The organism is uncultured Maribacter sp. (assembly GCF_963974015.1).
Lineage (GTDB): Bacteria > Bacteroidota > Bacteroidia > Flavobacteriales > Flavobacteriaceae > Maribacter.
In genome coordinates this window covers 404,267-430,772 of record NZ_CAXBBZ010000002.1, presented here as the reverse complement: position 1 = coordinate 430,772, position 26,506 = coordinate 404,267, and the positions used below count along the sequence as shown (strand labels likewise).

Genomic DNA, 26,506 nt, shown 5'->3' with positions numbered 1-26,506 from the left:
GATATTTGAAGAATAAAGAATAGAAAGGGTTTATGAAGAATACAGGCAATCAAATGCTCATTATTTTTGGAGCATCTGGAGATTTAACAGCGAGAAAATTAATACCTGCAATATTTAATTTATATAAAGGAAATCATCTACCTGAAAATTTTGTCGTATTGGGAGTTAGTAGAAGTGATTTGGGTGATTTAAAATTCCGTAATAAAGTGGTTTTAGAAAGTCCATATTTTGAGGAAGACCGAAAGGAAAATGACAAAGAATATATTCAAAAGTTTGCTGATAAATTATTTTATGAAGATTTAGGGTCTGATTATGATACATCTTACGAACGTTTAGAAAAGCGTATTAGTGATCTTGATCAAAAATATGGTACAGATGGCAATCATATTTTTTACCTGTCTACACCACCTAGCTTATATGAGCCAATAGCAAAAAACTTGTCGGAGCAAGGATTAAATGATGAGGCTGTAGGTTGGAGAAGATTAATTGTTGAAAAACCATTTGGTTATAGTTTAGATTCTGCAAAGGAATTAAATGATGGTCTTCATACTTATTTTAAAGAAGGGCAAATATTTAGAATAGACCATTATTTAGGTAAAGAAACAGTACAAAATTTACTAGTTACACGTTTTGCCAATAGTATTTTTGAACCACTTTGGAATAGAAATTATATTCATCATGTAGAAATTACCAATGCAGAAAGTGTTGGTGTTGAGAAAAGAGGTGGGTATTACGATAAATCTGGCGCATTGAGAGATATGTTTCAAAGTCATCTATTGCAAATTGTAGCTCTAATCGTCATGGAGCCACCGTTAAGTGCAGATGCAGAGGAGATACGAAATGAAAAGCTTAAAGCATTGAAGTCTCTTAGAATAATGACTGATGAAAAAACACTTTACAATAATACCATTAGAGCACAATATGTAGCCTCTAAAATTGATGGCAAAGAAGTAAAAGGATATAGGGAAGAGGACGGAGTTGATAAAAATTCAAAAACGGAAACATTCGCCGCTATAAAGTTCTTTGTAGATAACTGGCGTTGGGCAGATGTGCCTTTTTATGTGAGAACAGCAAAACGTATGCCTACTAAAGTAACCGAAGTGGTAATTCATTTTAAAACACCACACCATCAGATTTTCAAGGAATCAGGAATGAGCAATAAGGATAACAAATTGATTATTCGTATTCAACCCGATGAAGGAATATTGATAAAATTCGGTGTTAAAGTACCAGGTCAAGGTTTTGAGGTTGAACGAGCAAATATGGACTTCTATTATTCAAGTTTAAGCGAAACCCGTGTAATGGAAGCCTACGAGCGTCTTTTACTTGATGCTATGCAGGGCGATGCGACGTTATATGCAAGAGCAGATGAGGTTGAAGCAGCATGGGCATTTGTTGACCCTATTCTAGATTACTGGGAAAATGGAAAAGATGTTAAAATGTACGGATATGCTTCGGGTGTATGGGGCCCTGAGAATGCAAATGATCTAATTGAAGGTGTCGCTGAATGGCGGAACCCAAGTGAGAATTTATCAGATGATCCTGGATTCTGTGTTATTTGTTAAGTTTTAAAAAGTAATCAATTTACATTCTAAAAAAAAAATGGAGGTAAAAGTATTTCAGAGTAAGGTTAAGGTTGCTGAGGAGTTTTCAAAATTTTTGATTGAAAAATCATCGAAGCAAAATGCATTTCATATTGCATTGTCGGGTGGAAGTACTCCTAAAATTGTATTTGATGTTTTAGCTGAAGAGTTTTCGAATGATATAAACTGGAGTGCTATTCATTTGTATTGGGGAGACGAACGTTGCGTTGCACCAGATGATATAGAAAGTAATTATAGAATGACGGTAGAACATCTTATTTCTAAGGTCGATATACCAGAAGAAAATATTCATCGCATAAAAGGGGAGAATGACCCTAAATTGGAAGCAAAGCGTTATGGAGAATTATTAGAGGCAGAATTACCAAAAGAATTAGGTTTACCTCAGTTTGATATGGTTATATTGGGTATGGGCGATGATGGGCACACAGCATCAATTTTTCCTCATGAATTGAATTTGTGGATATCGCCTGATAATTGCGAAGTGGCTATTCACCCAGAGTCAGGTCAACGAAGAGTTTCACTTACCGGCAGAATTATTAACAATGCCAAAACAGTTGCGTTCTTGGTTACAGGAGATAGCAAAGCTGAAAAGGTAAGAATCATATTGGATAGGGAAGAAGGATACTTGAAATATCCTGCAAGTCATGTATCACCTAAAACAAAAGATTTAATTTGGTTTTTAGATGCTGCCGCGGCAGAGCAAATTACTTCAAATCAATCTTAATATTTTCACTTTCTAATTCGATAATATAGTCATTAGAAATAAAAGTTTTAGATTCAAATTTAGTATCTCGTTCTTGAGCTTCTAATTTTCGGTACTTGCTACGTGCGAAACGTCGCACGCCTTGGTCATCTGTTAAAATTAGACCGGGTATTGGAACATTTTTACCGTCAGGACCTTTCGCAACCATAGTAAAGTAAGAAGAATTACAATGTTTTCTTGTGCCTGATGTGATATTCTCAGATTCTACACGGACACCAACAACCATAGAAGTACGCCCCGTATAGTTTATACTGGCTTTTAATGTAACTAACTCCCCAACTTCGATAGGGTTTAGAAAGTTTACTCGGTTTACTGAAGCGGTAACACAATATTGTTGCGAATGCTTAGAAGCACAGGCAAATGCAATTTGGTCCATAAGGCTTAAAATATGTCCGCCATGAACTTTGCCACCAAAATTAGAATGGGAGGGAAGCATTAACTCTGTTATTGAAACTCTTGATTCCCTTGCCCCTTTAAATTTTTTCATGTACTTATTCTTTAGACCGATTGAAAAATAATTCTGATTTTTGCTTAGTTTCTGAAATGAGGAGATTTTTCAGCTTCTACCGCGGTAATAAAATATTTGGTATCACCAAGCCAAAAAAATGTAGTGTATCGTTCAGTATAATTTACCTTAACATATTGCCCTTGATATTCTTTAAGTTTTTCAATGACATCTTTGTCTTTGTCCAATACTGAGAATGCAAATATTTGAGCACCAGAAATACCTTGGCTAATTTCACCTTCCCAAGTTTTAGCTATCACACCTTTATGTGTTAATTTAATTAACTCTCCAGAGCGTACACCCTCACTAAAAGGGACGAAGTAAATAAAAGCATAATAAATGCCACCTATAAGTACAAAGCCTAATAATAGTAATGATATAAACTTTTTCATAATTTAATTATTCTATGTTCTATTGTAAATGAATCATCAATTTTTAGATGGCGTCAATATATTGACGAATATTCATTTATACTAATAAACGTTTAAGATGTTATATGGTATTTATGAATGTATTTTTTAAAGTTTCAATTTAGGTTCTTCTTCATAATCATCATCTTCTATAGCTCGCTTCATTAAAGATTCTGGAATAGATTTTTTTGCTTTGGCCCCCATCTTTTTTAACTTCTCAATACTATTGACAATATTGCCGCGACCATCGACCAGCTTGTTCATGGCACCTCTATATTCTCCTTTCGCTTCATCCATTTTCTTGCCTACTTTCATAAGGTCGCTTACAAACCCTTCAAACTTATCATAAAGAGCACCAGCCTGTCTTGCAATTTCGATAGCATTTCGCTGTTGCTTTTCATTATTCCACATACTATCTATAGTTCGTAATGTGGCTAGTAAGGTAGAAGGAGTAACAATTATTATATTTTGCTCAAATGCCTTGTTGTACAATGAATTATCTTGATTTATGGCAATGGCAAAGGCAGGTTCAATAGGAACGAACATCAACACGAAATCGGGGCTTTCCATTTCATAAAGGTCCTCATATTTTTTTGCCGATAACTGGTCGACATGCCTACGTAACGAATTGATGTGGTCTTTTATGTATTTGTCTCTTAGCTCTTCATCAGAATTTACATAGCGTTCGTAATCCGTTAAGGATACTTTTGAATCCACTATCATTTTCTTTCCATCAGGGAGATTGATAATAACATCGGGAAGCACACGACTTCCATCAGCTCTAGTAAAGCTTTGTTGTACTGTGTATTCACGGTCTTTCTCCAATCCTGATTTTTCTAGAACACGTTCTAAAACCAATTCGCCCCAATTACCTTGCATTTTACTATCTCCTTTTAAGGCTTTGGTTAAATTTTCTGCTTCTTTGGTTATCTTAAGATTTTGGTACTGAAGGTTTAGAAGTTGCTCTCTAAGCGCAGAATGAATACTAATATTTTCTTTCTGACTAGCTTCTACCTTCTTTTCAAATAGTTGAATTTTATCGTTTAGTGGAGTTAGAATATCCTTAATGTTCTTTTCATTCCGCTCGGTAAACTTTAGGCTTTTCTCTTCTAGAATTTTATTGGCCAAGTTTTCAAACTCCTTTGTGAATTTTTCCTGGAGCTTTTCAACCTCTTCTTTCTGTTCTCGGTTCTTGTCGTGCAAATGCTCCATATCGGCTTGCGCTCGTACAATTCTATTACCAAGTTGTTCTTTTTCTGATTGAAGGACTTGTCTACTTTGCTCTGCCTCTTTTAACCGCTCTTTTAAAACAGATAAATTAGCATGCATTTGCTGTTCACGTTCCTCTAAGGCACTTTGGTTAGATTTGGTTTTTAGTAGCTGTATATAATTCCCAAGGAAATATCCTATGGCCAGGCATAGAATACCAATTAGGAAGTAAATATAAATTTCGTTCATGAGTATATACTGTGATAACGTAAAGATACTGGATCACCTTATAAATTTTAAAATGCCTTTCCAGTTTTAATAAACATAGAGATGATACTGATATATTGCAATCTAGGATAGCTTAGTTTTTAATTTTAAAAGAACCAGAGTTGGCATCAAATGAAATCATATCCGAAGGAAATAGAGATTCAAAGTTTTTATGTTCGATCAGTTTACAAGGTTCTTCAAAAGGATTAGATTGCCCGTCTAAAATCAACATTTTATCACATAATTGTATAGCCAATTCAATTTCATGACTGGTGAAAAGAATTGTTTTTTCAGTTTTATGCGCTATAGATTTCAAGAGTTTTAAAATTTGCACTTTATGGTACAAATCTAAGTGAGTGGTTGGCTCGTCTAAAAGTATAATACTGGTATCTTGAACCAAAGCTCTTGCAATCATAACGCGTTGTAATTGTCCGTCACTTAATTCATAACATTTCTTATCCAGAAATGGCTCTAGCTCCAATAGAGAGACACTCTTAGTAATGAATGAAATGTCACCGTTAGATAATTTTCCTATCCAATTGGTATACGGTTGCCTGCCTAAAGCCAGTAACTCTTTAACTGACATGTTTTTTGAAGCAATAGGTTCTGTAAGTACAACGCTAACCTTTGTGGCTAAATCTAAGGTGTCGATAGATGCTAATTCTTTTCCTTCAATTTGTATGGATCCGGAAATCTTGGTTTGAAATCCGCCTATAGTTCGTAGCAATGTAGATTTACCAATACCATTAATGCCAACAATAGCAACAAGTTCACCATTTTTTAAGTCAAATGAAATATTCTTGGCAATGACTTTCTTGTCATATCCAACGGATAAATCACTGATATTTAGAACGCTATTTTGTTTTTCGTATTTGATAACTTTATCTGGTTTGGATTAAAATATCATTTTCCTTTTGCGCACTAATAACCATATAACCACGGGTGCCCCAAAAATACTGGTTATGGCATTGATAGGAAGTACACTCATTGAGCCTGGCAGTTGTGCAATGGTATCGCAAACTAGCATTAAAACAGCTCCGCAGCAAAGTGAAGCGGGTATAAGAATCTTATGATCAGTAGTATGAAATAGTTGTCGGGTTACGTGGGGCACAGCTAATCCTATAAAAGCTATTGGGCCTGCAAATGCAGTGATACAACCGGCTAAAAGACCAGTCGCCATAATAATTATATAGCGCGATTTTTTCAAATGAATTCCTAAACTCTTGGCGTAATTTTCACCAAGTAAAAAGGCATTAAGTGACTTAATGGAGAGTATGCTTAATATAATTCCAATAAAAGTACATAAACATAGAATCGCTAATTGTGTCCAAGAAAGATTACCTAAACTTCCAAAGGACCAATACACATATTGTTGTAGTTTTTCTGCTTTTGTAAAATAAGAAAGTACACTCACAATAGCCGCGGTAATACTACCGAACATTAAACCTATAATTAAGAGTGCCATGGTATCCTTTACTCTCACCGCCACAGTTAAAACGATAAGTAATACTAGAAAACTCCCAACACTTGATGCAACGGCCAAGGCAATATCGTTAAAAGCGGAAAATGTCATAAACCCTGAAAATAAAGAAGAGCCCATTATTAAAAGCGCAGCACCTAAACTAGCTCCAGAACTAATGCCCAAAACATAAGGACCTGCTAACGGATTTCGAAACAATGTTTGCATTAAGAGTCCGCTTAAAGAGAGACCACTACCTACCAAGACAGCGGTTAAGGCTTTTGGTATTCTATAATTCCATATGATATAGGAATTTGAAGATTGACCGATATCAGAATCGAAAATAACTTTCAGCGTGTCAATAACCGATATGCTCACAGAACCAAGACTTATGTTTATTATAAAACATAAAATTAGTCCAAGGAGTAGCACCAAAAAATGAATTGCGTATGTGGGGTGTTTAAACAATTAGAGTAAGGGTTTAAAAAAGAACGGTTCATAGTTTGGTAATAAACCAGGATGCAAAATATGAATTAAATCTTTTAATACGAGATCGGGTCTTTGAGGTGCTAATTCGTAATATAGTGTGCCACCAGTATCACCCATGGTGTTGGCAGTTGTGAATATCTTTCTTCTTTTATAGGAATCGAACTGTAAATAATGTTTGCTTGATAATTCCATTTCCTGATAAGAATCGAATTGAGCAGGGCCAATCCAATATTCAGCATGTTTAGCTACGTCTAAAACACCTTCCCAACTTAAAGATAAACTTCCATTTTCATGGGTATCTTTCCAAAGATATTCTGCATTGGCATCATTTAGAAAATTAGCAGCCCAGCTCTTACCGCTTGGTAAATACCAAATATCTTTATACAGGGCACCACTAAGTACTGTTGGTTTTTTGGTTGAGGTAGCGGCTAGTTCCTTAGCATCGAGGTATGACTTTTCAATTTCCGCAAAAAAGGTATTTGCTTCCTCTACTTTGTCGAAAAAAGGAGCAAAGAACTTAATCCATTCCGCTTTACCTAAAGGTGTTTCTTCTACCCAATCGCCATTATAGACAACAGGTATGTTCGAACGTTGAATAGTCTCGTAAATTCTATTCTCTCCATTAACGGCAAAACCAAAAATAATACTAGGCTTCAATGCTAAAACGGCTTCGGTGTTTAGGCTTTCGTTGACTCCTAATTCTTTTATTTGTCTATTTTCAATACGTACTCTGGTAGCCTTTGATGAAATATATTTGGTATCTGGAAATCCAATAAGTTTATCTAATACACCTAATTCCTCTAAAGCGGGAATATGTGTTGTCGAAGTTACCACCACATTTTCTACTGGTACCGTAATAATAGCATCGAACTCATTTTTGTTTAAGGTTATAAGTGCTTGTTTCTCTTTGGGGATCAAGGCATAGGTGTAAGTTGCCTCTGCGTTCGGCCAAGGTGAAAAGACTTTAATTATGGTTACGCCTGATGCTTTATTTTCTATGGAAAACCCTTTCGCATAGGTTATCGAAGAACTATTGATGCGTGTTTGTAATAGTGATGAATCCTTTTTTTGTTCTTTGCATCCGCATAAAAAAAGTAGGAAACTTAAAAAGAGTAAGTGTTTAAACATCGTTGATTTACTTCTATTTTTCAAAAGTAGTATTATAAAAGTTTACTTAGAAAGATTAAACAAAATGTTTATTTTCGCCATGAATTTTGGTTTTCGCTGCTAATGGCGGTGAAATTAAAAGGGAATCCGGTGCAAATCTGGAACTGTTCCCGCAACTGTAAGTTTATGTCAACTACATCTATTGGCAAATAGATTTCAATTGGCACCTCTTTTAAGAGGATGTTATTTACTTCAAAGCCACTTTGTCAACTGAACCGGTTCAGAAAACATGGGAAGGCGAATTAACATAAAACGAGTCAGGAGACCTGCCTTATTCAAACAATATTGTTAAACTTTCGGGATAAAGGTTTGCGTATGGGTACAGACATGCTACGCTCCCGTTTATGAATTTAAACGAATGAAAAATTATTTTTTGTGGCCAACGGTCACAATATTACTATGCGCCAAAATTGGTGCGCAAGAGAAACAAGATTCCATTAATACATTACAGTTAGACGAGGTTGTCGTCAGCGATTCACGTTTTGAATTAAAGCGTGAAAACTCTGGAAAGACAGTTATTTCCATTTCTCAAAAAGAATTGGAACAGAACCAAGGTCGTTCTATTGCCGAAATAATCAATACTAAAAGTGGGATTGAAATAAACGGAACTAGAAGTTTTGCGGGTCAGAACTTATCTACTTACGTTAGAGGAGGTAACAATCGCCAAGTTTTAGTAATTATAGATGGTATTCAGGTTTCTGACCCATCTGGTACAAGTGCAGAGTATGATCTAAGACTATTGAATACTTCTCAAATAGAAAGCATTGAAATTTTAAAAGGAGCTGCAAGTACACTTTACGGTAATTCTGCGGCAACTGCGGTTTTAAATATTACAACCAAACAAGCCAATAAAGAAGGACTTTCTATGGAAGTGATTTCGAGTATGGGTACCAACCAATCTCAGGATGACCAAAATTATAATATATCTGATTTTTCAAATACTGTAAATTTTAATGCAAAACAAGGGAAGTTGATATTTTTGGCTTCAGGAGGTCATCAGTTTTCAGATGGATTATCTGCAGCTATAGGTACTGAATCAGATGCACTGTCACGAATAGATGGAAATATGAAAATTGGTTATCAAATCTCTAAGCGTTTTGGTATAACTGCGTCTGCATATTATAATAAGTTGAACGGTGATTATGATAATGGATATCCAATAGAGGATGCCGATTTTTCATTTACCAGTGAACAGTCACGATTCTCATTGACTTCTAAGTATAGTTATGAAAAGGGTAGTGTACATATCAATACAGCATTCAATCAAATAGATAGGTCTTTTATTTCTAGTTTTCCTGCTGCTTACAATTCCGGTTCTTATGTATTAGACGTTTTTAACAAATATACTTTTACAGAAAAAATTTACACGATAATTGGTTTAAATTATATTGATATTCAAACCTTGTTTTCAGAAGAGCAAAATTCGAACACGGTTGACCCCTATGTGAACATGGTATATGTTGGAGATGATGGGTTAAACTTAAATACAGGAGTACGTTTAAACAACCATAGTATTTATGGCTCTAATTTTATTTTTAATATTAATCCATCTTACAGGATTAATATAAACTCCGGGTATTTAAAGTTTATGGGCTCATACGCTACTTCGTATATAGCACCAAATTTATCGCAATTATATGGTCCATTTGGAGCCAATCAAGATTTGAATCCTGAAGCGGATACTACTATAGAGGGCGGTTTAGAATATAAATTGTCAGATAAGTTCATAATTAACGCTGTTTATTTTAATAGGGCTGAAGATGCTAGAATTGAATATGTAACTATTGACCCAAATACATTTGAAAGTCAATATCGTAATTCAGCAAGTACAGTTCATTTTAATGGAGTAGAGGTAGGCTTTAGTTCAAAACCTGCTAAAGACTTTATATTGAATGCCAACTATACGCTAACAAATTGTAAAGAAGGCTTGGCATTAAGGGTGCCAAAGAATAAAGCCAATGTGAGTTTCGGATACAGTATTGGGGTTAAAAGCTATGTAGGACTTACGTACCAATATGTATCTGACCGCACAGATACTGATTTTGCAACATTCTCAGAGGTTACTTTAGACAGTTTTAGTATAGCCAACCTACAATTAAAACATGATTTTTCGAATAGATTTGGAGCCTTTGTCGCCGTTGAAAATATCTTGAACGAAAAATATACAGAACTGGTAGATTATACTACTAAAGGAAGAAATGTACGGTTAGGATTTAAAATGAGCCTATAACTTAAAAAAAGGGACAGCTACTCAGCTGTCCCTTTTTTATCGTTTTGTATGGTCTAAAATTCTAAATCATAAACAGTATCATCAATCATTTTATCATTGATAGGATTGCCAATTTTAGAACTTATAAAAACTTCCATCGGATTTAAAACGGTAAAATCACGTTTACCAGTTTGTCCTGTAATGGCTTCTATGGCTCTGGCTAATAATGGTTCGTTCTGTTCTCCTAAAATACCTAAGTTACCATAATCTTCCTTCAAAATAATATCTGGCTGTAAACCGCTCGTAAAGTCAAAAAAACCATCAGCATTCTCGTTTCTACCAATTAATGGCTGAATGGCCCATTGATTATTTGGGTTGATTTTATTTACTCTAGACGGTGTGTATAAATAAGAGTTATCACGATCATCGACCAATGTAGTTGAAAACTCGTTTTTACCTCTCGTTACATCCCCAATTTGAATAACATCGATATAAGGTTCTAAGCTATTGATCAATAATTCACTAGCTGACGCAGAACTAGAAGAAGTAAGTACGTATAATTTAGAAAAGCCTAATGAATTGATTGTTTTTCCATTAACCTTATCAGCAAAATACACTTCTAATTGGCTATCGTTAAATTGATTTTGAAGTTTATCATTGTATCTTTTTCTTAAAAACACATCTGATGTATTTGTGCCATAAATCATACTAGCTAATAGGCGTGTAGTATTTACCGAACCACCAGGGTTATAGCGCAAGTCCATTACCAAATTCGTTATTCCTGCAGATTTTAAAGCTTCAATAGCGGCATAAAGGTCATCGTCATATTCATTTGTAAATTGGTTATACATAATGTAACCTATATTTTCACCACCAATTTCGAAGGACTTGGAAATTAAAACTGGGTTTTCTGCAAGAGCTTGTGCTTTGGTAAGTGATACCTCTTCTTCATTGGGAACAATAGTACCGTTCACAAAATCTGCCATATTTAGGGTATACGTATCGCTTCCTGTAAAAAGGAGTTCCTCATAATTTGACAATGTTAAAGTTTGCCCATCAACACCAGTAAACAAATCTCCTCGTAAAATATTTGCAGTAGCAGCATTTGAATTTGGAATTATGTATCGAACAACACCAAATAATTCTTCACTATCCTGAAAACGAACTAGTCCAAATTCGAGACCATTACTTTTAGATATACCGGCTAAAGAGTTAGTGAGTTCACGATAATCTTTATTATAAAAACTAAAACGATCTTCAATATACTGCAGTTTGTTTTCAAAAAAAGCTGCAGGGTTATCTTCTGAATCTAAGAAGGAAGTGTATTCAGCTCGACCTTCTGCAGTATTCACAAAACGCACATCGCTCAAATCATCAACGTTAGCTTGCCAGAAATACCAAAAGTTCATTGCTTTCCACATGAAATCTTGAACTTCTACATCAGCAGAACCATCTGGGTCAATGGTTTTGGTTAAGATCAAATCTTCGTCCTTAGAGCAAGAAAAAATAACAGCTATAACAAGTAATACTAAAATCTTCTTCATAAATAGGGAAACTGAAATCTTTTTATTTTATTTCTTTTGGTTAAGTGAAAATTTTGAGGTAGGTACGCTGTTGTTTAATAGTAATGTAGCATTTCTAGGATTATGTAGTTTAGAACTCGAAATAACATGAGCAGGAATCATCACATCGAAACTTCTTTTAGCTCCGATACCGGTAATTTCTTGAATTGCTCTAGCTAGTAGTGGTTCGTTAGCATCACCAAGAATACCTAAATTGGTAATATCCTCATCAAGTTCAATATCAGGAATTAATCCGTCAGCATAATCAGAAAAGCCTGCACTATTTTCCACTCTACTAATAATAGGTTGAAGACCCCATTGTACATTAGGGTTTATATTATTTACTCTAGTTTCATCATATACATTGCCACCTTCTGGATCATCAACAAATAATAGGGAACCTTGGTTTTTGCCAACTGTTGTAGAGCCGATATGAACTACATTGATATAAGGTTCTAAACCGACCATTACTAATTCACTTGCCGAAGCCGAACTTGAAGTAGCGATAATATATACTTGGCTTAGATTTAATGTATTTAAAGGTGCGTTCGAATTACCATCGAAAGTACCGGTAGTGCTCACAAAATAATTGTCGGTTGAACTACTGGCGATTTCTGCCTGTAATTTTGCATTATAAGTAGTTCTAAAAAGTAAATCTGAAGTACTAGTGCCTTTTATTAAACTAGCTAAAATGGTAGCAGTAGTACCTCTACCACCTAAATTGTATCGTAGATCTAAAACCAAATCGGTTACACCTTGAGACATAAAATCGGCAAAAACGGCATTCATGGCATCTTCTGAACCGGATACAAATTGGTTGTACATGAAATAACCAATTTTTTTATCTCCCGATGTAATAACTTCAGTTACAAAAATAGGGTCTTCTTGTAATCCTTCTTGTTTAGTTAAAGTAATCTCCTTATCAATTGGGCTAATAGTATTATCTACTATTTCTGCCATGTTTAAAGTATAAGTGTCGTTATCACCAAACAGAAGATTTATATAGTTTGTTCTATTTAAGCTTGTGCCATTTACCCCAATAAATACTTCGCCTCTTTTAATATCTTTATTAGATGCGTCAGAATCTTTAATAATATATTCAACATATCCGAAAACATCATCAGTGTTACCTATTAATGATAATCCGAATTGCAGACCATTACTTTTAGAAACACCTGCAGAATTATTTACTAAATCTGTATAATCATCACTATAAAACGTAAATCTATCTTCAGAAAAAAGCAGTTTATTCTCTAAAAAATCTACTGGTTCTGGGTTGGCAGTGAGAAATTCTTCATAACTGGCTTGAGTATCATAACGGTCATCTGCCAAATCTGGCACATCACCTTGCCAAAAATAATAGAGGTTTAAAGTTTGCCAAAAAAAGTTTTGAACTTCAATGTCAACTACAATTGGTACTTCCTCCTCAGGAACTTCGATTACTTCGTCTTCAAGTATAGGGTCATCATCATTTTTATTACAAGAAATAACAACGAAGCCTAAGCATAGGAGGGAAAAGAAAAAATTTTTCATAGTTTTTTTATTTTTAACAATAAACATTCCAATTTATAGAACACTCATATGAATGCTATAATATCTGTCTTTTTAAATACGGATATATTTGTCGTAAGGATGTTAAATTTAGGAACAAGCAATCAAATTAAAAATTAATTGTAACAAAAATCGTTCAACTTCGTCTTCTTTTTGTAAACCTGTTAGCAAGCTTACAAACAGCCAAACCAAAATGAAACAAACAGAGTTTTTAAATATTGTTTTACCGTTTAAGGACAAATTGTTCCGCATGGCCAAAAGGTTATTGGTTTCAACCGAGGAGGCTGAAGATGCCACGCAAGAGATTCTTATAAAGTTATGGGATAAGAAGAATAAAATGGAGACCTATAATAATGTAGAAGCATTTGCGATGACCATGACAAAAAATTTCTGTCTGGACAGATTGAAATCAAAACAAGCGGGTAATTTAAAATTAGTACATAGTAATTATACCGATTCTAGTACGTCTTTACAAGGTGAATTAGAAGCAAGGGACAGTATTAGTTGGGTTGAACGGATTATGGCCGAATTACCAGAACAACAAAAAATGGTATTACAATTGCGAGATGTAGAGCAATATGAATATGAAGAAATAGAAAAATTATTGGATATGAAACCTACAGCCATACGGGTAGCTTTGTCCAGAGCTCGAAAAACCGTACGGGAAAAATTAATGGAAAAGCACAATTATGGAATTGTATAAAATAGAAAAATTAATAGAGAAATATTTTGAGGCTACCACCACGGTTGCTGAAGAAGAAACACTAAGGGAGTATTTTTCAAAAGAGAGTGTTGCACCTCATTTAGAGCAACATGCGCCTTTGTTCAATTATTTCACCAAAGCAAAAGAAGAATCTTTTACCAAACAGGTCCCATTAAAACCTAGAATGAATTATTTGAAATGGGTTTCTGTAGCGGCAATAGCAGTCTTTATGTTCGGGTTGTATTTTTATCAACCAACACTTGCCCCAGTTACTTTAGCAGACGAGTATACACAAGAAGAGATTGAGTCTGCACAAGAGGCTTTTGCCTTATTGGCAATGAATTTTAATAAAGGTACTGAGCAACTGTATCATTTAGAAGAATTCGAAAAAACAACAAATAAATTTTTAACGAAAAAATAATTAAAATGAAAAAAATAGTACTATTAACAATGTTGGTTTTGGCTCCGATTATTTCAAGAGCTCAAGATATTTTCGATAAATACGAAGATAATGACAAGGTAACCTTTGTTGCCATGCAACCTAAGATGTTTCAAATGTTAGGTAAAATGAGCGTAAGCTCAGATGATCCAGAAGCAAAAGAGTTTTTTGAACTCGTAAATTCAATTACAAGTTTTAAGGTCATTACGACCGATGATGCGGCTATTTCTAAAGATGTAGATAGTTGGGTGACCAATCGCTTAAAAAGTTCATCATTTGAAGAATTGATGCGAGTTAGGGATGGTGGTTCAAATGTTAAATTTTATGTAAAGGAAGGTAAAGACAGTGATCATGTGAAAGAACTTTTAATGTTCGTAACCGGTATGAAAGATATGGATATAGACATTAATGGTAAAAAATTAGAAACGGTTTTACTTTCCTTGACTGGAGATATTAATTTGCGATCAGTTTCAAAATTGACCGATAAAATGGACCTACCTGGAGGTGACCAATTAGGGAAAGCATCTAAAAAGGGGAATTAAATAATAATCAATAAGCGTTAATCCCCAATTAAATTAACGCTTTTGATAAACATGTATTCATCAATTAATCAATCACCTTAATCCTAAAATAGGCTAGAGGTACTAAAAACAACAATCATGAAAAAAGTAGCAGTAGTATTTTTAATGGCAATTTTACCCGTATTGGGTTTCTCACAGTCAGTATTCGATAAGTATGAGGATATGGATAACGTAGGTTCAGTAATCGTGAACAAAGGTATGATAGACTTAGTCTCTAAATTAGGAGGAATGAGTGATGATGCCGAAGCGAAGGAATTTATGGACGTAGCTAGCGGACTTAAAAATATAAAAGTTTTTATGACCGAAGACGCATCGGTTTCGTCGGATATGTCTGCAACAGTTAAGAAATATCTTAAGTCTTCGAAATTAGAAGAATTAATGCGTGTAAAGGACAAAGATGTTAATGTTAAGTTCTATGTTAGAGATGGGGCAAAAAAGGACCATGTGACAGAATTATTAATGTTTGTGTCGGGATTGGATAATGTAGAAATAGGTGATCATGGTAGAAAATTGGAAACCGTTTTAGTTAGCTTAACTGGAGATATTGATTTGAATAAAATTGGATCGATTACCAACAAAATGAATTTACCGCAAGATTTGAATAAAGCTTCTGGTAAGTAAATTATTTTTAGAAAAGGACCTTTCGTAAAACCGGAAGGTTCTTTCCTTCAATTTTAAAAAATGTATTATGAAAAAAGTATATTGGATTATAGTTATGATAACAGGTTTTACCGTTTCATCCTGTTCTTCAGAACAAAGTTTGCAGCAGTATTTTATTGCTAGTGCCGAAAATCCAAATTTTATGTCTTTTGATTTACCTTCTAGTCTTTTGAATTTAGAAAAGGCAGAATTAAGTGAAGCTCAAAAAAAGGCGGCAAGTTCTCTTAAGAAGTTAAACATTCTAGCTTTTCAGAAAAAGGATAATAACACTGCTGATTATGAAGTGCAAAAGGCAGCCATTAAGACTATTTTAAAAAGTTCAGAATTTAGTGAATTAATGAAGATGAATACATCTTTTGGAAAAGCTACCATACAATTGAAAGGAGACGATGATACCATAGATGAAATTGTAATCTATGGAGATAATGACGAAAAAGGATTACTTCTAGTTCGTGTTTTGGGAGATGATATGAACCCAGCAAGTTTTGTACAATTGATACAGGCCATGGAAAAATCTGATTTTGACGGTAAAGGCCTTGAACAACTTGGTGATTTAATAAAAGGCTAATCCTTCATCATATTAGTTTTAAATACAACCTGTTACGAATATGTAATAGGTTTTTTTTGTTTTAAATTTATTTTTTATGTGACCTATCAAAAAATATTGTGTCATATAATTGAGGACAATTAAATAACAACCTAAACAAAAAACTATTTAGAATGGAAGATGCACAAGTATGGATTGAAAAAGGTATTGATTTTATAATGGTATTCGGACCAAAAATAATTGGTGCGATTCTTATTTATATTATAGGTTCTTGGGTTATAAAGAAGTTAGTTGGTGTTGCCAGAAAAGGTATGACCAAACAAGAATATGACGAATCACTTAAGAAGTTCTTATTAAGCTTAGTAAAATGGGCACTTACTATTTTTCTAATTATTACCGTTATTTCAACATTAGGTGTCGAGACTACAAGTTTTGCTGCCGTAATAGCCGCTGCTGGTTTGGCAATTGGTTTGGCCTTACAAGGATCACTTTCTAACTTTGCAGGCGGTGTTTTGCTTATTATTTTTAAACCTTATAAGATTGGAGATTTAGTTGAAGCACAAGGTGTTTTAGGTAATGTAAAAGAAATCGAAATCTTTACAACTAAATTGATTACCCCTCAAAACAAATTGGCTATTATTCCTAATGGTGCGATGGCAAATGGAAACATCATTAACTATACGGCAGAAGGTAAAATGAGAGTTGATACCACTGTTGGTGTTAGTTATGATTCTGACCTTCAAAAAACTAAAGATGCTTTACTGACAATGTTAGTGGCAAACCCTAAAGTGTTAAATGATCCAGCCCCATCGGTTAACGTTTCTGAATTAGCGGATAGTTCTGTGAACCTTGCAGTGCGCCCTTTCTGTAAGCCTGAAGATTATTGGGATGTATATTTTGCAACTATTGAAGGTACTAAGAAAGCGTTGGATAGCGCAGGTATTGAAATTCCTTATCCGCACGAAGTTCAAATTAATAAGTAATAATAGGAAGAAAAAAGACCACCGGGAGGTGGTCTTTTTATTTAAGCAAATTTTGAAATTAGTATTCTAACATCTTTATATACCCGTATAGTTACTAGGAGATATTTGTTTAAGCTCTTTTTTAATCGCATCAGAAACCTCTAAGGTATCAATGAAATTAGAAATAGAATCTTTATTGATTTTCTCATTTGTACGCGTAAGTCCTTTCAAAGCTTCGTATGGGTTCGGATAACTTTCACGTCTTAAAATAGTTTGAATGGCTTCGGCAACAACCGCCCAATTATTTTCTAAATCTTGCTCAAATTTATCTCTATTTAATAATAATTTGTTTAATCCTTTTAAAGTAGATTGAAAAGCGATCAAGGTATGGGCAAATGGCACACCTACATTACGCAGTACTGTACTATCGGTTAAATCGCGTTGTAATCTTGAAACTGGTAATTTTGCGGATAAATGTTCAAAAATAGCGTTAGCAATACCTAAGTTACCTTCTGAGTTTTCAAAATCGATAGGGTTTACTTTATGAGGCATTGCAGACGAACCTACTTCACCGGCCTTAATTTTCTGTTTAAAATAGTCCATTGATACATATGTCCAAAAATCACGGTCTAAATCTAAAACGATAGTATTAATACGTTTAAGACCATCGAAAAGTGCGGCCAAATGGTCGTAATGCTCAATCTGCGTTGTTGGAAAAGAATGTTGAAGGCCTAACTTTTCTTGAACGAAATTTTGACCAAATTCTCTCCAATCTATAGATGGGTAGGCAACCAGATGGGCATTAAAATTACCTGTAGCACCACCAAATTTAGCAGCACTTGGTATATCGTTCAATAAGTTAAATTGTTCTTTTAATCGAACTACATAAACCATAATTTCCTTTCCTAATCGGGTAGGAGATGCAGGTTGACCATGTGTTCTTGCTAGCATAGGAATATCTGCCCATTCTAATGTTAGAACATCTAGCTTTTCAAGTAATTCGAAATATTGAGGAACATAAACCTCATTCATCGCTTCTTTAATAGAAAGCGGAATGGCAGTGTTATTAATATCTTGTGATGTTAACCCGAAGTGGATAAATTCTTTAAATTTTGAAAGCCCTAAAGAATCAAAAGCCTTTTTTATAAAATACTCAACCGCCTTAACATCATGATTGGTTACTTTTTCTATCTCCTTAATTTCTTGAGCATCCGCTGTAGTAAACTCAGTATAGATTTTACGCAAATCTTCGAACTTAGAAGAATCAAAAGAAGATAACTGCTTTAAAGGAATCTCGCAAAGAGCAATAAAATATTCGATTTCTACTCTAACCCTATACTTAATCAAAGCTTCTTCAGAAAAATAAGGAGACAATGAATGAGTTTTTGAACTATAGCGGCCGTCGATTGGAGAAATGGCATTTAATGCATTAAGAGACATAATTAATTGGTTGAATTAATAAGCGGCAAATATACCTATTCATACCATAGATTAAAACACTATTCGCTTTAAGTTGTAGTCAAAAAGTGATTTTCAAATAAAGGAAAACGGAGCTGTAATTCTCTTAAGCTAGTTTTCTTCAAGTGCCTTTAAAGTCATTCTTGCTCTTGCTTTATAGGCAGCGCTCCCACTTTCATAATTCTGTTTTAAAATAAGTTGTAGTTCTGGATGAATCCAAGCTATGTTTTTACCAAGTAATAAAAGGGTTGTCATTGAATAGGCTTTAGGGGCAACTTTATGGTCGCCAATGAGCCAATCGAATGCTGCTTCAGCAATAGTATTTAAATGTTGTTTATTAAGTACTTTATTTGAAAGAGATGTTTTGTTTGAATACTGATTTTCAACTAAAAGCGAGCATATTTTTGAGGCTGGCCGAATTGAAGACTCTAGGGTCAACCTAGAAAGTGAATGCGTAAATGTATCGATATAAGGGAAAATAAATTCTAACTTTTTCTTTATAAGTGATTCTACCACCCAGCTTGCTTTACAAGATATGGGGTCTATGTCATCTTTAGAAATTTCTATTAAAATAGGAATGAGTTGGGGATTTTCTTCAATTTTAAATGCCATCTTACTTCGATTTTCTCGAGTTGCATTAACATAATTCAATGCATGGCAAAGCTCTTTCTTGGTCATAAAATTGTATCTTTATTCTATATTTCCCCCGAATATGAAATTACTAAAAAAAAAATTAGCCTAGGTGTGGTTTTGGTTTTGATAGCCATGCAATTTTACAGTCCTACAAAGAATATTTCCCCTGGTAACCATACCCAAATTTTTATTAAAGAGACCAATCCTTCTACAGATTTAAAGGCTTTATTTGAAACCTCTTGTTATGATTGTCATAGTAATAATACGGCCTACCCATGGTACAATAATGTAGCGCCAATTTCATATTGGATTGATAGTCATGTTAAAGAAGGAAAGCAGCATTTAAATTTTTCTGAGTGGGAAACCTATTCATTAGTCAAGAAAGATCATCTTTTAGAAGAGATTGAAGAAATGGTAGTTCAAGAAAATATGCCATTAACCGAGTATACCTATTTACACAGCAATTCTAAACTAACGGATAAGGAAGTGGGTGAAATTGTAGCGTGGGTGAAACAAACAAGAATTATTTACCAATTAGGGAAGCAACCAAAGTAGGAACACCTTTTACTGCGTTTTCTGAAATAACAGTTAAATTACTATTATGTACAGCTTTAATTGCTGGTTTTGGATCTATGAAGAATATAGGTGTATTTGCTTTAGCGAAATCTATTAGGCTTGCCGCCGGATAAACTTGCATTGAGGTTCCTATAATTATAAGATAATCGGCCTTTTCGGTAATATTCATGGCATCTTCTAATAAAGGTACAGCTTCACCGAACCAAACAATATGAGGTCTAATTTGATACCCTTTTTTGCATTTGTCTCCTAAGCGTATATCCTTATTACAAACAAACACATCATCAGTTGAAGCCATGCTTCTAGCTTTTAATAATTCGCCATGTAAATGAAGCACGTGAGAACTACCGGCACGTTCGTGTAAATCATCTACGTTCTGTGTCACAATATGCACATTGTAGTGTTTTTCCAGTTCAACCAAAGCTAAGTGTGCTTTATTTGGATGAACGCTTAATAGCTGTCTTCTACGTTGGTTATAAAATTCTAAAACCAATTGAGGGTTGTTATAAAAACCTTGCTGAGAGGCAACTTCCATAACATCATGACCTTCCCATAATCCATTGGCGTCCCTAAATGTTTTTAATCCGCTTTCAGCTGATATTCCTGCTCCGGTTAATACAACAATGTTCTTCATGGTTTTTTTAAATTCAGCCTAAAAATATACTTTTCTTATCTTGGAAGCATGATTGATGAGAAGCTTTTGGCATATTTAGAAGAATTTATTTCAGAAAAAAGAATTGAGCGGTTTAATGATATATTAAGTCATAGAACCAATTTTATAACCGTTGCTGTAGAAGATGTTTTTCAAATGCATAATACTAGTGCCGTAATACGTAGTTGTGAATCATTTGGCATACAGCAAGCACATTTAATAGAAGGTAAATATGGCCAACGTTTAGATGAGGAAATTGCTATGGGTGCCCAAAAATGGGTAGATGTAAAAAGATATAAAAATTCGAATGAGGCGGTTGATGTACTTAAGAATAAAGGGTATAAAATTGTTGCTACTAGCCCCCATGCCAATAGCTCATTATTGCAAGATTATGAATTAGATGGAAAAATGGCCTTATTCTTTGGTACTGAAAATAAGGGTTTAAGCGACTACGTGCTGGAAAATGCTGATGCTTATTTGAAAATACCGATGGTAGGTTTTACCGAAAGTTTGAATATTTCAGTTTCAGCAGCTATTATTCTACAACACTTAACTGCTAAATTAAAGTCTTCCAATTTTGATTGGAAGCTGACGCAAGCAGAAATGATGGAGAAACGATTAGATTGGACCAAAAAATCTATAAAAAGTATCGATGATATCTTGATTAGGTATGATTCTGATAATTAAATTTTACTTAACTTGTTGTCTAATAACTATTTGAGAAACAGATGTATTACGTTTTAATAATTTTAGGAGTTTTATTGGCTTTATTAATTATTCTGTCATTGATTGCTCCCAAAAGTTATCATGTTTCTAGGTCAATAGAATTAGACCATCCTACTGAAAAAGTTTGGGGACACCTTAAATATTTAAAGAAACAACAAGAGTGGTCACCGTGGGCAAGAAAAGACCCGAATATGGACCAGAAAATTACGGGTATAGATGGTGAAGTTGGTGCTTTAAGTTATTGGAACGGAAATAAAGAAGTAGGAGAGGGAGAGCAAGAAATAACTAAAATAGTTGAGGGTAAGCGAATAGAACAAGATTTAAGATTTTTAAAACCGTTTAAATCTCAATCTGATTGTTATATGGACTTGGAGGAACTAGATAATAATAGGAGTAAAGTGACTTGGGGGTTTACAGGAACCAATAAATTTCCTATGAGTATTATGATGCTATTTATGAGTATGGATAAAATGGTAGGAAAAGATTTTGAACAAGGATTACAGAATCTTAAACATAATTTAAGTAGTGAAATATGATAGCATGGTTTGAAATTCCGGTTGCAGATATGCAACGAGCTCGAAAGTTTTACGAAACTATCTTAGACATTACAATAACAGTCAATAATTTTGGGCAATTTGTAATGGGACTGTTTCCTGATAAGCCGAGTATAGGTCAGGCAAATGGTGCCTTGGTACAGCATGAACAATATGTGCCAAGTTTAACCGAAGGAGCTTTGCTATACTTTGCCTGTGAAGATGCAGCCACTGTATTGGACAAGGTGGAGAAAGCAGGCGGACAAGTATTACAACCAAAAACTGAAATTGGTGACGGTCATGGTTTTATGGGTCTTTTTAAAGATACGGAGGGAAATAGGATTGCCCTCCATTCTAATGCCTAGTATTCCTATTTTATTTCTTTAGTTCCAACAAAACGATATCAAAATCATTTTCAAGAACGACTTTACCATTGGTTACGGTACTTTCGGTTTCAGAATATTGATCATAAAGTTTTGTGCCATCTCCAAATACACCTTTTACCGATATTGTTTTTTTTCCTTTTGGTAAGTCAAGTGCAATAACAACTTTATCAACAAACTCATCTTTATTTAAATACCTGCTAAAAACATAGGGCACTTTAGCGATTACTTTATGAATTCCAGCGCCGATGGCAGGGTGGTCATTTCTAAAAGTACCAATTTGTTGCCAATGATTTAAAATTTCTTTTGTTTGTTCTAAACTATCAAGCTCATTCCAATTCATAAAAGACCTTAATGTGGCATCACCCTCAGTACCTTCAATCGTTAAGTCTCTTGCCGTTTCATCGCCATAGTAGATTTGTGAAGCTCCAGGAGTTAATAGAAGAACATTTGCGGCTCTTTTTGGGTTTGTACGTTCTTTGTCGAATGGCTGACCATCGTCGTGCGAAGTAAGGTAGTTTAAGACACTTTTGTCCTTTAAAGTAGTATGTAGTAGTTTGCTATATTTAGAAAAAATGGTTTCGTAGTCCTTTTCAGCGTCTGTCTTTAATTCAAAGTTTATTAGACTTTTGAAACCGTTGGCAAAATAATCTACTTTTTTATCCCCAAAATCATATTCTCGACCACCAGAAATTCCGTAATTATATACTTCACCAACCATATAGAAAGGGTTGTTGTCCAAAACCTTATCAGCGTTCTTCTTTTTCCATAAATCGAATGCCGCTGATGATTCTTTATAGAGTTCAGCCCAAGCATTTTCATTTGCATGTTTTACGGTATCGACCCTAAAACCATCAACACCATATTTATTAATGTAATCGGTAAGCCATTTCATGATATAAAACCTTGGAGTCCTAGGGTGTCCTGTTCTATCAAAAAATAAATCAAGTTCATCCAATTCCTCACTTAATCTGCCTTCAGTTTTCCATTTGGCAAGCAGTGCGTCAGGTAAATTTACTACCGTTTCCGATTCAGTTAATATGTCTGGTAAATTTGCCACTAAGGTGCAGTTGGTTGTATTCTCATAAGTAGTGAATTCGCAACTAGGAGAGGTGCGTACCCATTCTTTTGGCCATACAGGGTCTTTTTCAGTAACTGGGCCAGTGTGGTTCAAAACCACATCCAATAGAACGCGAATACCATTTTCATGAGCTGTTTTAACCAGAGTTTCCAAATCTTTTTCGGTTCCAAAATTAGGGTCTAATGCTGTCCAGTCTTTTGCCCAATAACCATGGTAGGCATATGTATTGCCTGTGCCTTCATCGGTGGCACCATGAACTTGCTCTACAACAGGAGTAAACCATATAGCGTTTACGCCAAGCTTGGTAAAATAACCATCTTTAATTTTTTGAGTTATACCTTGAATGTCACCACCCATAAAACCTCTAAGTTTTCCGGTTACCTCATCTCTATCAAAGTTTAAATCGTTTTCTGGATTACCGTTATTAAATCGGTCCGTTAGTAGGAAATATACTGTGGCGGCTTCCCACTGAAAATTAGGATTCTTTTTAGCTATTACAACGGTGTCGGTAACAGAAAGTGTGGTTTTGGTAGTATCCTTTGCGTTCGGTTGGCAAGATGCCAATACTATAGCAAAAAGTGCTAAAATGTATAAATTTTTCATTTCCAAAATATTTGCTCTAAAGCTATAACAAGGAAATCAATCTAAAAAATATTATTTTTTTCTATTTAGTACTTTGTATTCTTCGTAGCAACTGCTAATTGCATCAAGTATCTGAAGGTCATTAGCTGTAGTAATAAAAGATTTAGAGTAATTACAGTTGTTAAGAATATCCTGAATGTCAACTTTTTCTAACTGAAGAAATTCTGTTAGAGTTTCACGATCAAACTTAGAAGCCAATAAATTACGAATTTCATCATCTTCTCTCATTTGTCGTAGTTTACGCATTTGCGCAGGTTTCTTACCAAAGAGGTTTCGCAGTAAATCTGCTGGGTTAAGAATGGCGCCTAGAACCTTTGTGACAGCACTAGGGTTTTTGTTACCACCCTCATAACTAACACCTAGACCAGAAATACTATATTGATAAGCATTGTTGATAGGAAGGTTTTTCACGTCAATTTCTAAATAACCGGTAAGTTGATATGGTCTTACAATAACCTCCTCTAAAGCATATGCTAGTTCGGTTAAGGCTATTTCAGTATTCTCAAATTTGAACATGTCGTTGGTAACCCTTATTTTTTGAGACTTGAACCCAAGAAAAGAAAAATAAAGAGTGTCATTTACTGCAGCCGTAATCGAAAATCCTCCTTTTTCATTGGTAATGGTACCGAAAACTTGGTTTAAGTTAACCACATGAACACTTTCAAGCGGTTCTTCGGTTTGTGCATTAATAATAACTGCACTTAAGCGTTGATTTTCTTCTGTTTCTTGTGAAAGACCTATAAGGGAAATGAAGGTAAATAAGACTGATAATAAATATTTCATATTGTTGACGCCAAGTTTAGGGATGCAAACAAAATAAAAAAAATACGCCGAAGCGTATTTTTAATATACAATTAACTAAAAGAAATCTCCCTTTCTTTTAGTGGTACGTCTTTTTCCAGAGTTAGGACTGCTTGATTCACTTCGACCTCGACTTCTTCCTTTAGATTCACGATCGCCATCTTTTCTTCCTTTACCACCACGGTCATCATCTCTTCGGCCGCTTCTTTTTCCTTTAAATCCACCTCCGCCGCTGCTTCTGCGATTACCGCCACCGCCACCGCCAGGGTTTTTGGAAACTTCTACATTTACAAATCGTCCGTCGACTTTAAACTCGGTAAACTTGTCAAGAATTTGTTGGGTAGATTCTGATTCAGTATTAAAAAACGAAAAGCTTTCTTTTACATCAACTTTAAAAACATCTTCTTGCCCTAGGCCAACTGTATCTCTTATGAAATCTTTAAGTGACATCCAATCATAACCATCTTTTTCACCAACATTTATGAAATAGCGAACTGCACCACTAGTTGGTGTTTCGCCACCTCTTCGGCCATCACTTCTATCTCTATCGCCATCTCTATCTCTACCACCATCAGAAGAATTTAAATCTTTAGACTTATTGTAATAGTTAGAGAATCGCGTAAATTCTACCGATACAATTTTTTTAATCAGTTCTTCACGATCAATACCTTGTAGAACATCATTAATTGCGGGTAAATAATTTTCTACGTCTGCATTGATTTTTGTATCCTTTATTTTGTTTGCCAAGTGATACAATTGAATCTCACAGATTTCCATTCCCGTAGGAATTTGTTTAGCTATAAACTTCTGATTGATTTTGTTTTCTATAGCTTTAATCTTACGTTGTTCGCTACGTGTAATAATTACCATAGAGATACCTGACTTACCAGCTCTACCTGTTCTACCGCTACGGTGTGTATAGGTTTCGATTTCATCAGGTAATTGATAATTGATTACATGGGTAATATCATCAACATCAATACCACGTGCAGCAACATCAGTTGCAACAAGCATTTGAATCTGCCTTTTTCGAAAAGAATTCATCACCAAATCACGTTGGTTCTGACTTAAATCGCCATGTAAGGCTCCTGCGTTGTAACCATCTTCAATTAAATTTTCGGCAACTTTTTGGGTATCCCTTTTAGTTCTACAGAAAATAACTGAAAATATATCTGGGTTGGTATCTGCCAATCTTTTTAAAGCAGGATAACGATCTCTACCGCCAACAACATAATATTCATGTTGTACAGTTGATGCGCCTGAATTTTTTGCCCCTACTGTAATCTCTTGTGGAGAGTGCATGAATTTTTTCGCAATTATAGAAACTTCCTTAGGCATAGTTGCAGAGAACAACCAAGTAGATTTATCATTAGGGGTACCTGAAAGAATATCTTTAATGTCTTCCATGAAGCCCATGTTCAGCATTTCATCTGCCTCATCTAGAATACAGTAATCGATCTTGGAGATATCCACCAGACGTCTACTGATCATATCTTTCATTCGACCAGGAGTAGCTACAATAATTTGAGCCCCTTTTTTAATCTGTCTTGCTTGGTCCGTAATACTGGCGCCGCCATAAATGGCAACTACATTAATATTGCGTTCGTATTTTGAATACGCTTGCATTTCTTTGGTAATCTGTAAGCACAGCTCACGAGTTGGGGATAGTATTAAACCTTGTGTGGTTCTACTGTTACTATCAATTTTTTGAATTAATGGAAAACCGAATGCGGCAGTTTTACCTGTTCCGGTTTGCGCCAAGGCAACCAAATCGGTTTCACTTTCCAATAAAATAGGGATTGCTTTTTCCTGTACTTCTGAAGGGGTTTCAAAACCCAAATCAGCAACAGCATCTAATAAGGACTTCTGGAGTCCTAGTGCTTCAAACTTTGTCATAAATATGTTATACTAAATCGCAAATATGAATGTTGCAT

Annotated in this window: 27 protein-coding genes and 1 riboswitch; of the genes, 13 read left to right on the top strand and 14 right to left on the bottom strand. The window is 34.7% G+C overall.

Going from position 1 to position 26,506, the window contains the following annotated elements; translation table 11 throughout:
* Nucleotides 1-32: 32 nt before the first annotated feature.
* Both zwf and pgl read left to right on the top strand, forming a co-directional pair.
* Nucleotides 33-1,565 carry a glucose-6-phosphate dehydrogenase gene (gene zwf, locus AACZ41_RS06470; RefSeq protein WP_339627540.1) on the top strand — a complete coding sequence of 511 codons (1,533 nt, stop codon included), beginning with the start codon at nt 33-35 and terminating at the stop codon, nt 1,563-1,565.
* Between the two features lie 37 nt (nt 1,566-1,602).
* Nucleotides 1,603-2,328 (top strand): 6-phosphogluconolactonase, encoded by a 726-nt coding sequence (gene pgl / locus AACZ41_RS06465; RefSeq protein WP_339627539.1) that lies wholly within the window; start codon nt 1,603-1,605, stop codon nt 2,326-2,328.
* On the opposite strand, the gene AACZ41_RS06460 is transcribed toward pgl, so the two are convergent.
* The 6 genes from AACZ41_RS06460 to AACZ41_RS06435 form a co-directional block, all read right to left on the bottom strand.
* The gene (locus tag AACZ41_RS06460) at nt 2,309-2,854 is read right to left on the bottom strand and encodes an acyl-CoA thioesterase (RefSeq protein ID WP_339627538.1); all 546 of its coding nucleotides are present in this window, start codon (nt 2,852-2,854) and stop codon (nt 2,309-2,311) included. The two genes, pgl and AACZ41_RS06460, sit on opposite strands and share 20 nt — an antisense overlap.
* Nucleotides 2,855-2,898: 44 nt before the next feature.
* The gene (locus AACZ41_RS06455) at nt 2,899-3,264 is read right to left on the bottom strand and encodes a 6-phosphogluconate dehydrogenase (RefSeq protein WP_339627537.1); all 366 of its coding nucleotides are present in this window, start codon (nt 3,262-3,264) and stop codon (nt 2,899-2,901) included.
* A 126-nt stretch (nt 3,265-3,390) separates the two neighbouring features.
* On the bottom strand, nt 3,391-4,740 hold the full coding sequence (gene rmuC, locus AACZ41_RS06450; protein WP_339627536.1) for a DNA recombination protein RmuC: 1,350 nt from the start codon (nt 4,738-4,740) through the stop codon (nt 3,391-3,393).
* A 112-nt stretch (nt 4,741-4,852) separates the two neighbouring features.
* Entirely contained in the window at nt 4,853-5,554 is a 702-nt protein-coding gene (locus AACZ41_RS06445; protein ID WP_339627705.1) for an ABC transporter ATP-binding protein, read from the bottom strand.
* 99 nt (nt 5,555-5,653) lie between these two features.
* Nucleotides 5,654-6,685 (bottom strand): iron ABC transporter permease, encoded by a 1,032-nt coding sequence (locus AACZ41_RS06440; RefSeq protein ID WP_339627535.1) that lies wholly within the window; start codon nt 6,683-6,685, stop codon nt 5,654-5,656.
* A complete protein-coding gene (locus tag AACZ41_RS06435; RefSeq protein ID WP_339627534.1) occupies nt 6,686-7,834 on the bottom strand; it encodes an ABC transporter substrate-binding protein in 1,149 nt (382 codons plus the stop codon).
* 70 nt (nt 7,835-7,904) lie between these two features.
* Nucleotides 7,905-8,162: riboswitch (cobalamin riboswitch) on the top strand.
* A 69-nt stretch (nt 8,163-8,231) separates the two neighbouring features.
* Between AACZ41_RS06435 and AACZ41_RS06430 the strand changes: the two genes are divergently transcribed.
* Nucleotides 8,232-10,103, top strand: a complete 1,872-nt coding sequence (locus AACZ41_RS06430; protein WP_339627533.1) for a TonB-dependent receptor — start codon at nt 8,232-8,234, stop codon at nt 10,101-10,103.
* 53 nt (nt 10,104-10,156) lie between these two features.
* Here the strand turns inward: AACZ41_RS06430 and AACZ41_RS06425 are convergent, their stop codons facing one another.
* Both AACZ41_RS06425 and AACZ41_RS06420 read right to left on the bottom strand, forming a co-directional pair.
* Nucleotides 10,157-11,626 (bottom strand): S41 family peptidase, encoded by a 1,470-nt coding sequence (locus tag AACZ41_RS06425; RefSeq protein ID WP_339627532.1) that lies wholly within the window; start codon nt 11,624-11,626, stop codon nt 10,157-10,159.
* A 27-nt stretch (nt 11,627-11,653) separates the two neighbouring features.
* On the bottom strand, nt 11,654-13,177 hold the full coding sequence (locus AACZ41_RS06420) for a S41 family peptidase (protein WP_339627531.1): 1,524 nt from the start codon (nt 13,175-13,177) through the stop codon (nt 11,654-11,656).
* Nucleotides 13,178-13,388: 211 nt separating this feature from the next.
* On the opposite strand from AACZ41_RS06420, the gene AACZ41_RS06415 reads away from it, so the two are divergent.
* The 6 genes from AACZ41_RS06415 (at nt 13,389) to AACZ41_RS06390 (ending at nt 17,108) form a co-directional block, all read left to right on the top strand.
* Nucleotides 13,389-13,898, top strand: a complete 510-nt coding sequence (locus tag AACZ41_RS06415) for a sigma-70 family RNA polymerase sigma factor (protein WP_339627530.1) — start codon at nt 13,389-13,391, stop codon at nt 13,896-13,898.
* Entirely contained in the window at nt 13,885-14,319 is a 435-nt protein-coding gene (locus AACZ41_RS06410; RefSeq protein ID WP_339627529.1) for a hypothetical protein, read from the top strand. Before AACZ41_RS06415 ends, AACZ41_RS06410 begins: the two co-directional genes overlap by 14 nt.
* 5 nt (nt 14,320-14,324) lie before the next feature.
* The gene (locus tag AACZ41_RS06405; RefSeq protein ID WP_339627528.1) at nt 14,325-14,879 is read left to right on the top strand and encodes a DUF4252 domain-containing protein; all 555 of its coding nucleotides are present in this window, start codon (nt 14,325-14,327) and stop codon (nt 14,877-14,879) included.
* Between the two features lie 117 nt (nt 14,880-14,996).
* Nucleotides 14,997-15,539, top strand: coding sequence for a DUF4252 domain-containing protein (locus AACZ41_RS06400; RefSeq protein ID WP_339627527.1), 543 nt, complete (start codon nt 14,997-14,999; stop codon nt 15,537-15,539).
* Between the two features lie 67 nt (nt 15,540-15,606).
* Nucleotides 15,607-16,146, top strand: coding sequence for a DUF4252 domain-containing protein (locus AACZ41_RS06395; RefSeq protein WP_339627526.1), 540 nt, complete (start codon nt 15,607-15,609; stop codon nt 16,144-16,146).
* 152 nt (nt 16,147-16,298) lie between these two features.
* Nucleotides 16,299-17,108 (top strand): mechanosensitive ion channel domain-containing protein, encoded by an 810-nt coding sequence (locus tag AACZ41_RS06390; RefSeq protein ID WP_339627525.1) that lies wholly within the window; start codon nt 16,299-16,301, stop codon nt 17,106-17,108.
* 75 nt (nt 17,109-17,183) lie between these two features.
* Here AACZ41_RS06390 and purB read toward each other — a convergent pair whose 3' ends face one another.
* Nucleotides 17,184-18,527, bottom strand: a complete 1,344-nt coding sequence (purB, locus tag AACZ41_RS06385; protein ID WP_339627524.1) for an adenylosuccinate lyase — start codon at nt 18,525-18,527, stop codon at nt 17,184-17,186.
* 129 nt (nt 18,528-18,656) lie between these two features.
* Nucleotides 18,657-19,223 (bottom strand): adenylosuccinate lyase, encoded by a 567-nt coding sequence (locus tag AACZ41_RS06380; RefSeq protein WP_339627523.1) that lies wholly within the window; start codon nt 19,221-19,223, stop codon nt 18,657-18,659.
* Here AACZ41_RS06380 and AACZ41_RS06375 point away from each other — a divergent pair.
* A complete protein-coding gene (locus AACZ41_RS06375) occupies nt 19,200-19,733 on the top strand; it encodes a heme-binding domain-containing protein (RefSeq protein ID WP_339627522.1) in 534 nt (177 codons plus the stop codon). The genes AACZ41_RS06380 and AACZ41_RS06375 overlap by 24 nt on opposite strands.
* On the opposite strand, the gene AACZ41_RS06370 is transcribed toward AACZ41_RS06375, so the two are convergent.
* Nucleotides 19,702-20,388: an NAD-dependent deacylase gene (locus AACZ41_RS06370; protein WP_339627521.1), complete on the bottom strand. Its 687-nt coding sequence runs from the start codon at nt 20,386-20,388 to the stop codon at nt 19,702-19,704. The two genes, AACZ41_RS06375 and AACZ41_RS06370, sit on opposite strands and share 32 nt — an antisense overlap.
* Nucleotides 20,389-20,436: 48 nt before the next feature.
* Between AACZ41_RS06370 and AACZ41_RS06365 the strand changes: the two genes are divergently transcribed.
* Genes AACZ41_RS06365 through AACZ41_RS06355 form a run of 3 tightly spaced genes read left to right on the top strand, consistent with a single transcriptional unit; the run spans nt 20,437 to nt 22,030 of the window.
* Nucleotides 20,437-21,093 carry an RNA methyltransferase gene (locus AACZ41_RS06365; protein WP_339627520.1) on the top strand — a complete coding sequence of 219 codons (657 nt, stop codon included), beginning with the start codon at nt 20,437-20,439 and terminating at the stop codon, nt 21,091-21,093.
* A gap of 41 nt (nt 21,094-21,134) precedes the next feature.
* Nucleotides 21,135-21,668: an SRPBCC family protein gene (locus AACZ41_RS06360; protein WP_339627519.1), complete on the top strand. Its 534-nt coding sequence runs from the start codon at nt 21,135-21,137 to the stop codon at nt 21,666-21,668.
* Nucleotides 21,665-22,030: a VOC family protein gene (locus tag AACZ41_RS06355; RefSeq protein ID WP_339627518.1), complete on the top strand. Its 366-nt coding sequence runs from the start codon at nt 21,665-21,667 to the stop codon at nt 22,028-22,030. The genes AACZ41_RS06360 and AACZ41_RS06355 overlap by 4 nt, the downstream gene beginning before the upstream one ends.
* Before the next feature lie 10 nt (nt 22,031-22,040).
* Here the strand turns inward: AACZ41_RS06355 and AACZ41_RS06350 are convergent, their stop codons facing one another.
* The 3 genes from AACZ41_RS06350 to AACZ41_RS06340 form a co-directional block, all read right to left on the bottom strand.
* Entirely contained in the window at nt 22,041-23,732 is a 1,692-nt protein-coding gene (locus AACZ41_RS06350; RefSeq protein WP_339627517.1) for an alpha-amylase family glycosyl hydrolase, read from the bottom strand.
* 51 nt (nt 23,733-23,783) lie between these two features.
* A complete protein-coding gene (locus AACZ41_RS06345) occupies nt 23,784-24,554 on the bottom strand; it encodes a carboxypeptidase-like regulatory domain-containing protein (protein WP_339627515.1) in 771 nt (256 codons plus the stop codon).
* A 75-nt stretch (nt 24,555-24,629) separates the two neighbouring features.
* Nucleotides 24,630-26,468, bottom strand: coding sequence for a DEAD/DEAH box helicase (locus AACZ41_RS06340; protein WP_339627514.1), 1,839 nt, complete (start codon nt 26,466-26,468; stop codon nt 24,630-24,632).
* Between the last annotated feature and the right edge of the window lie 38 nt (nt 26,469-26,506).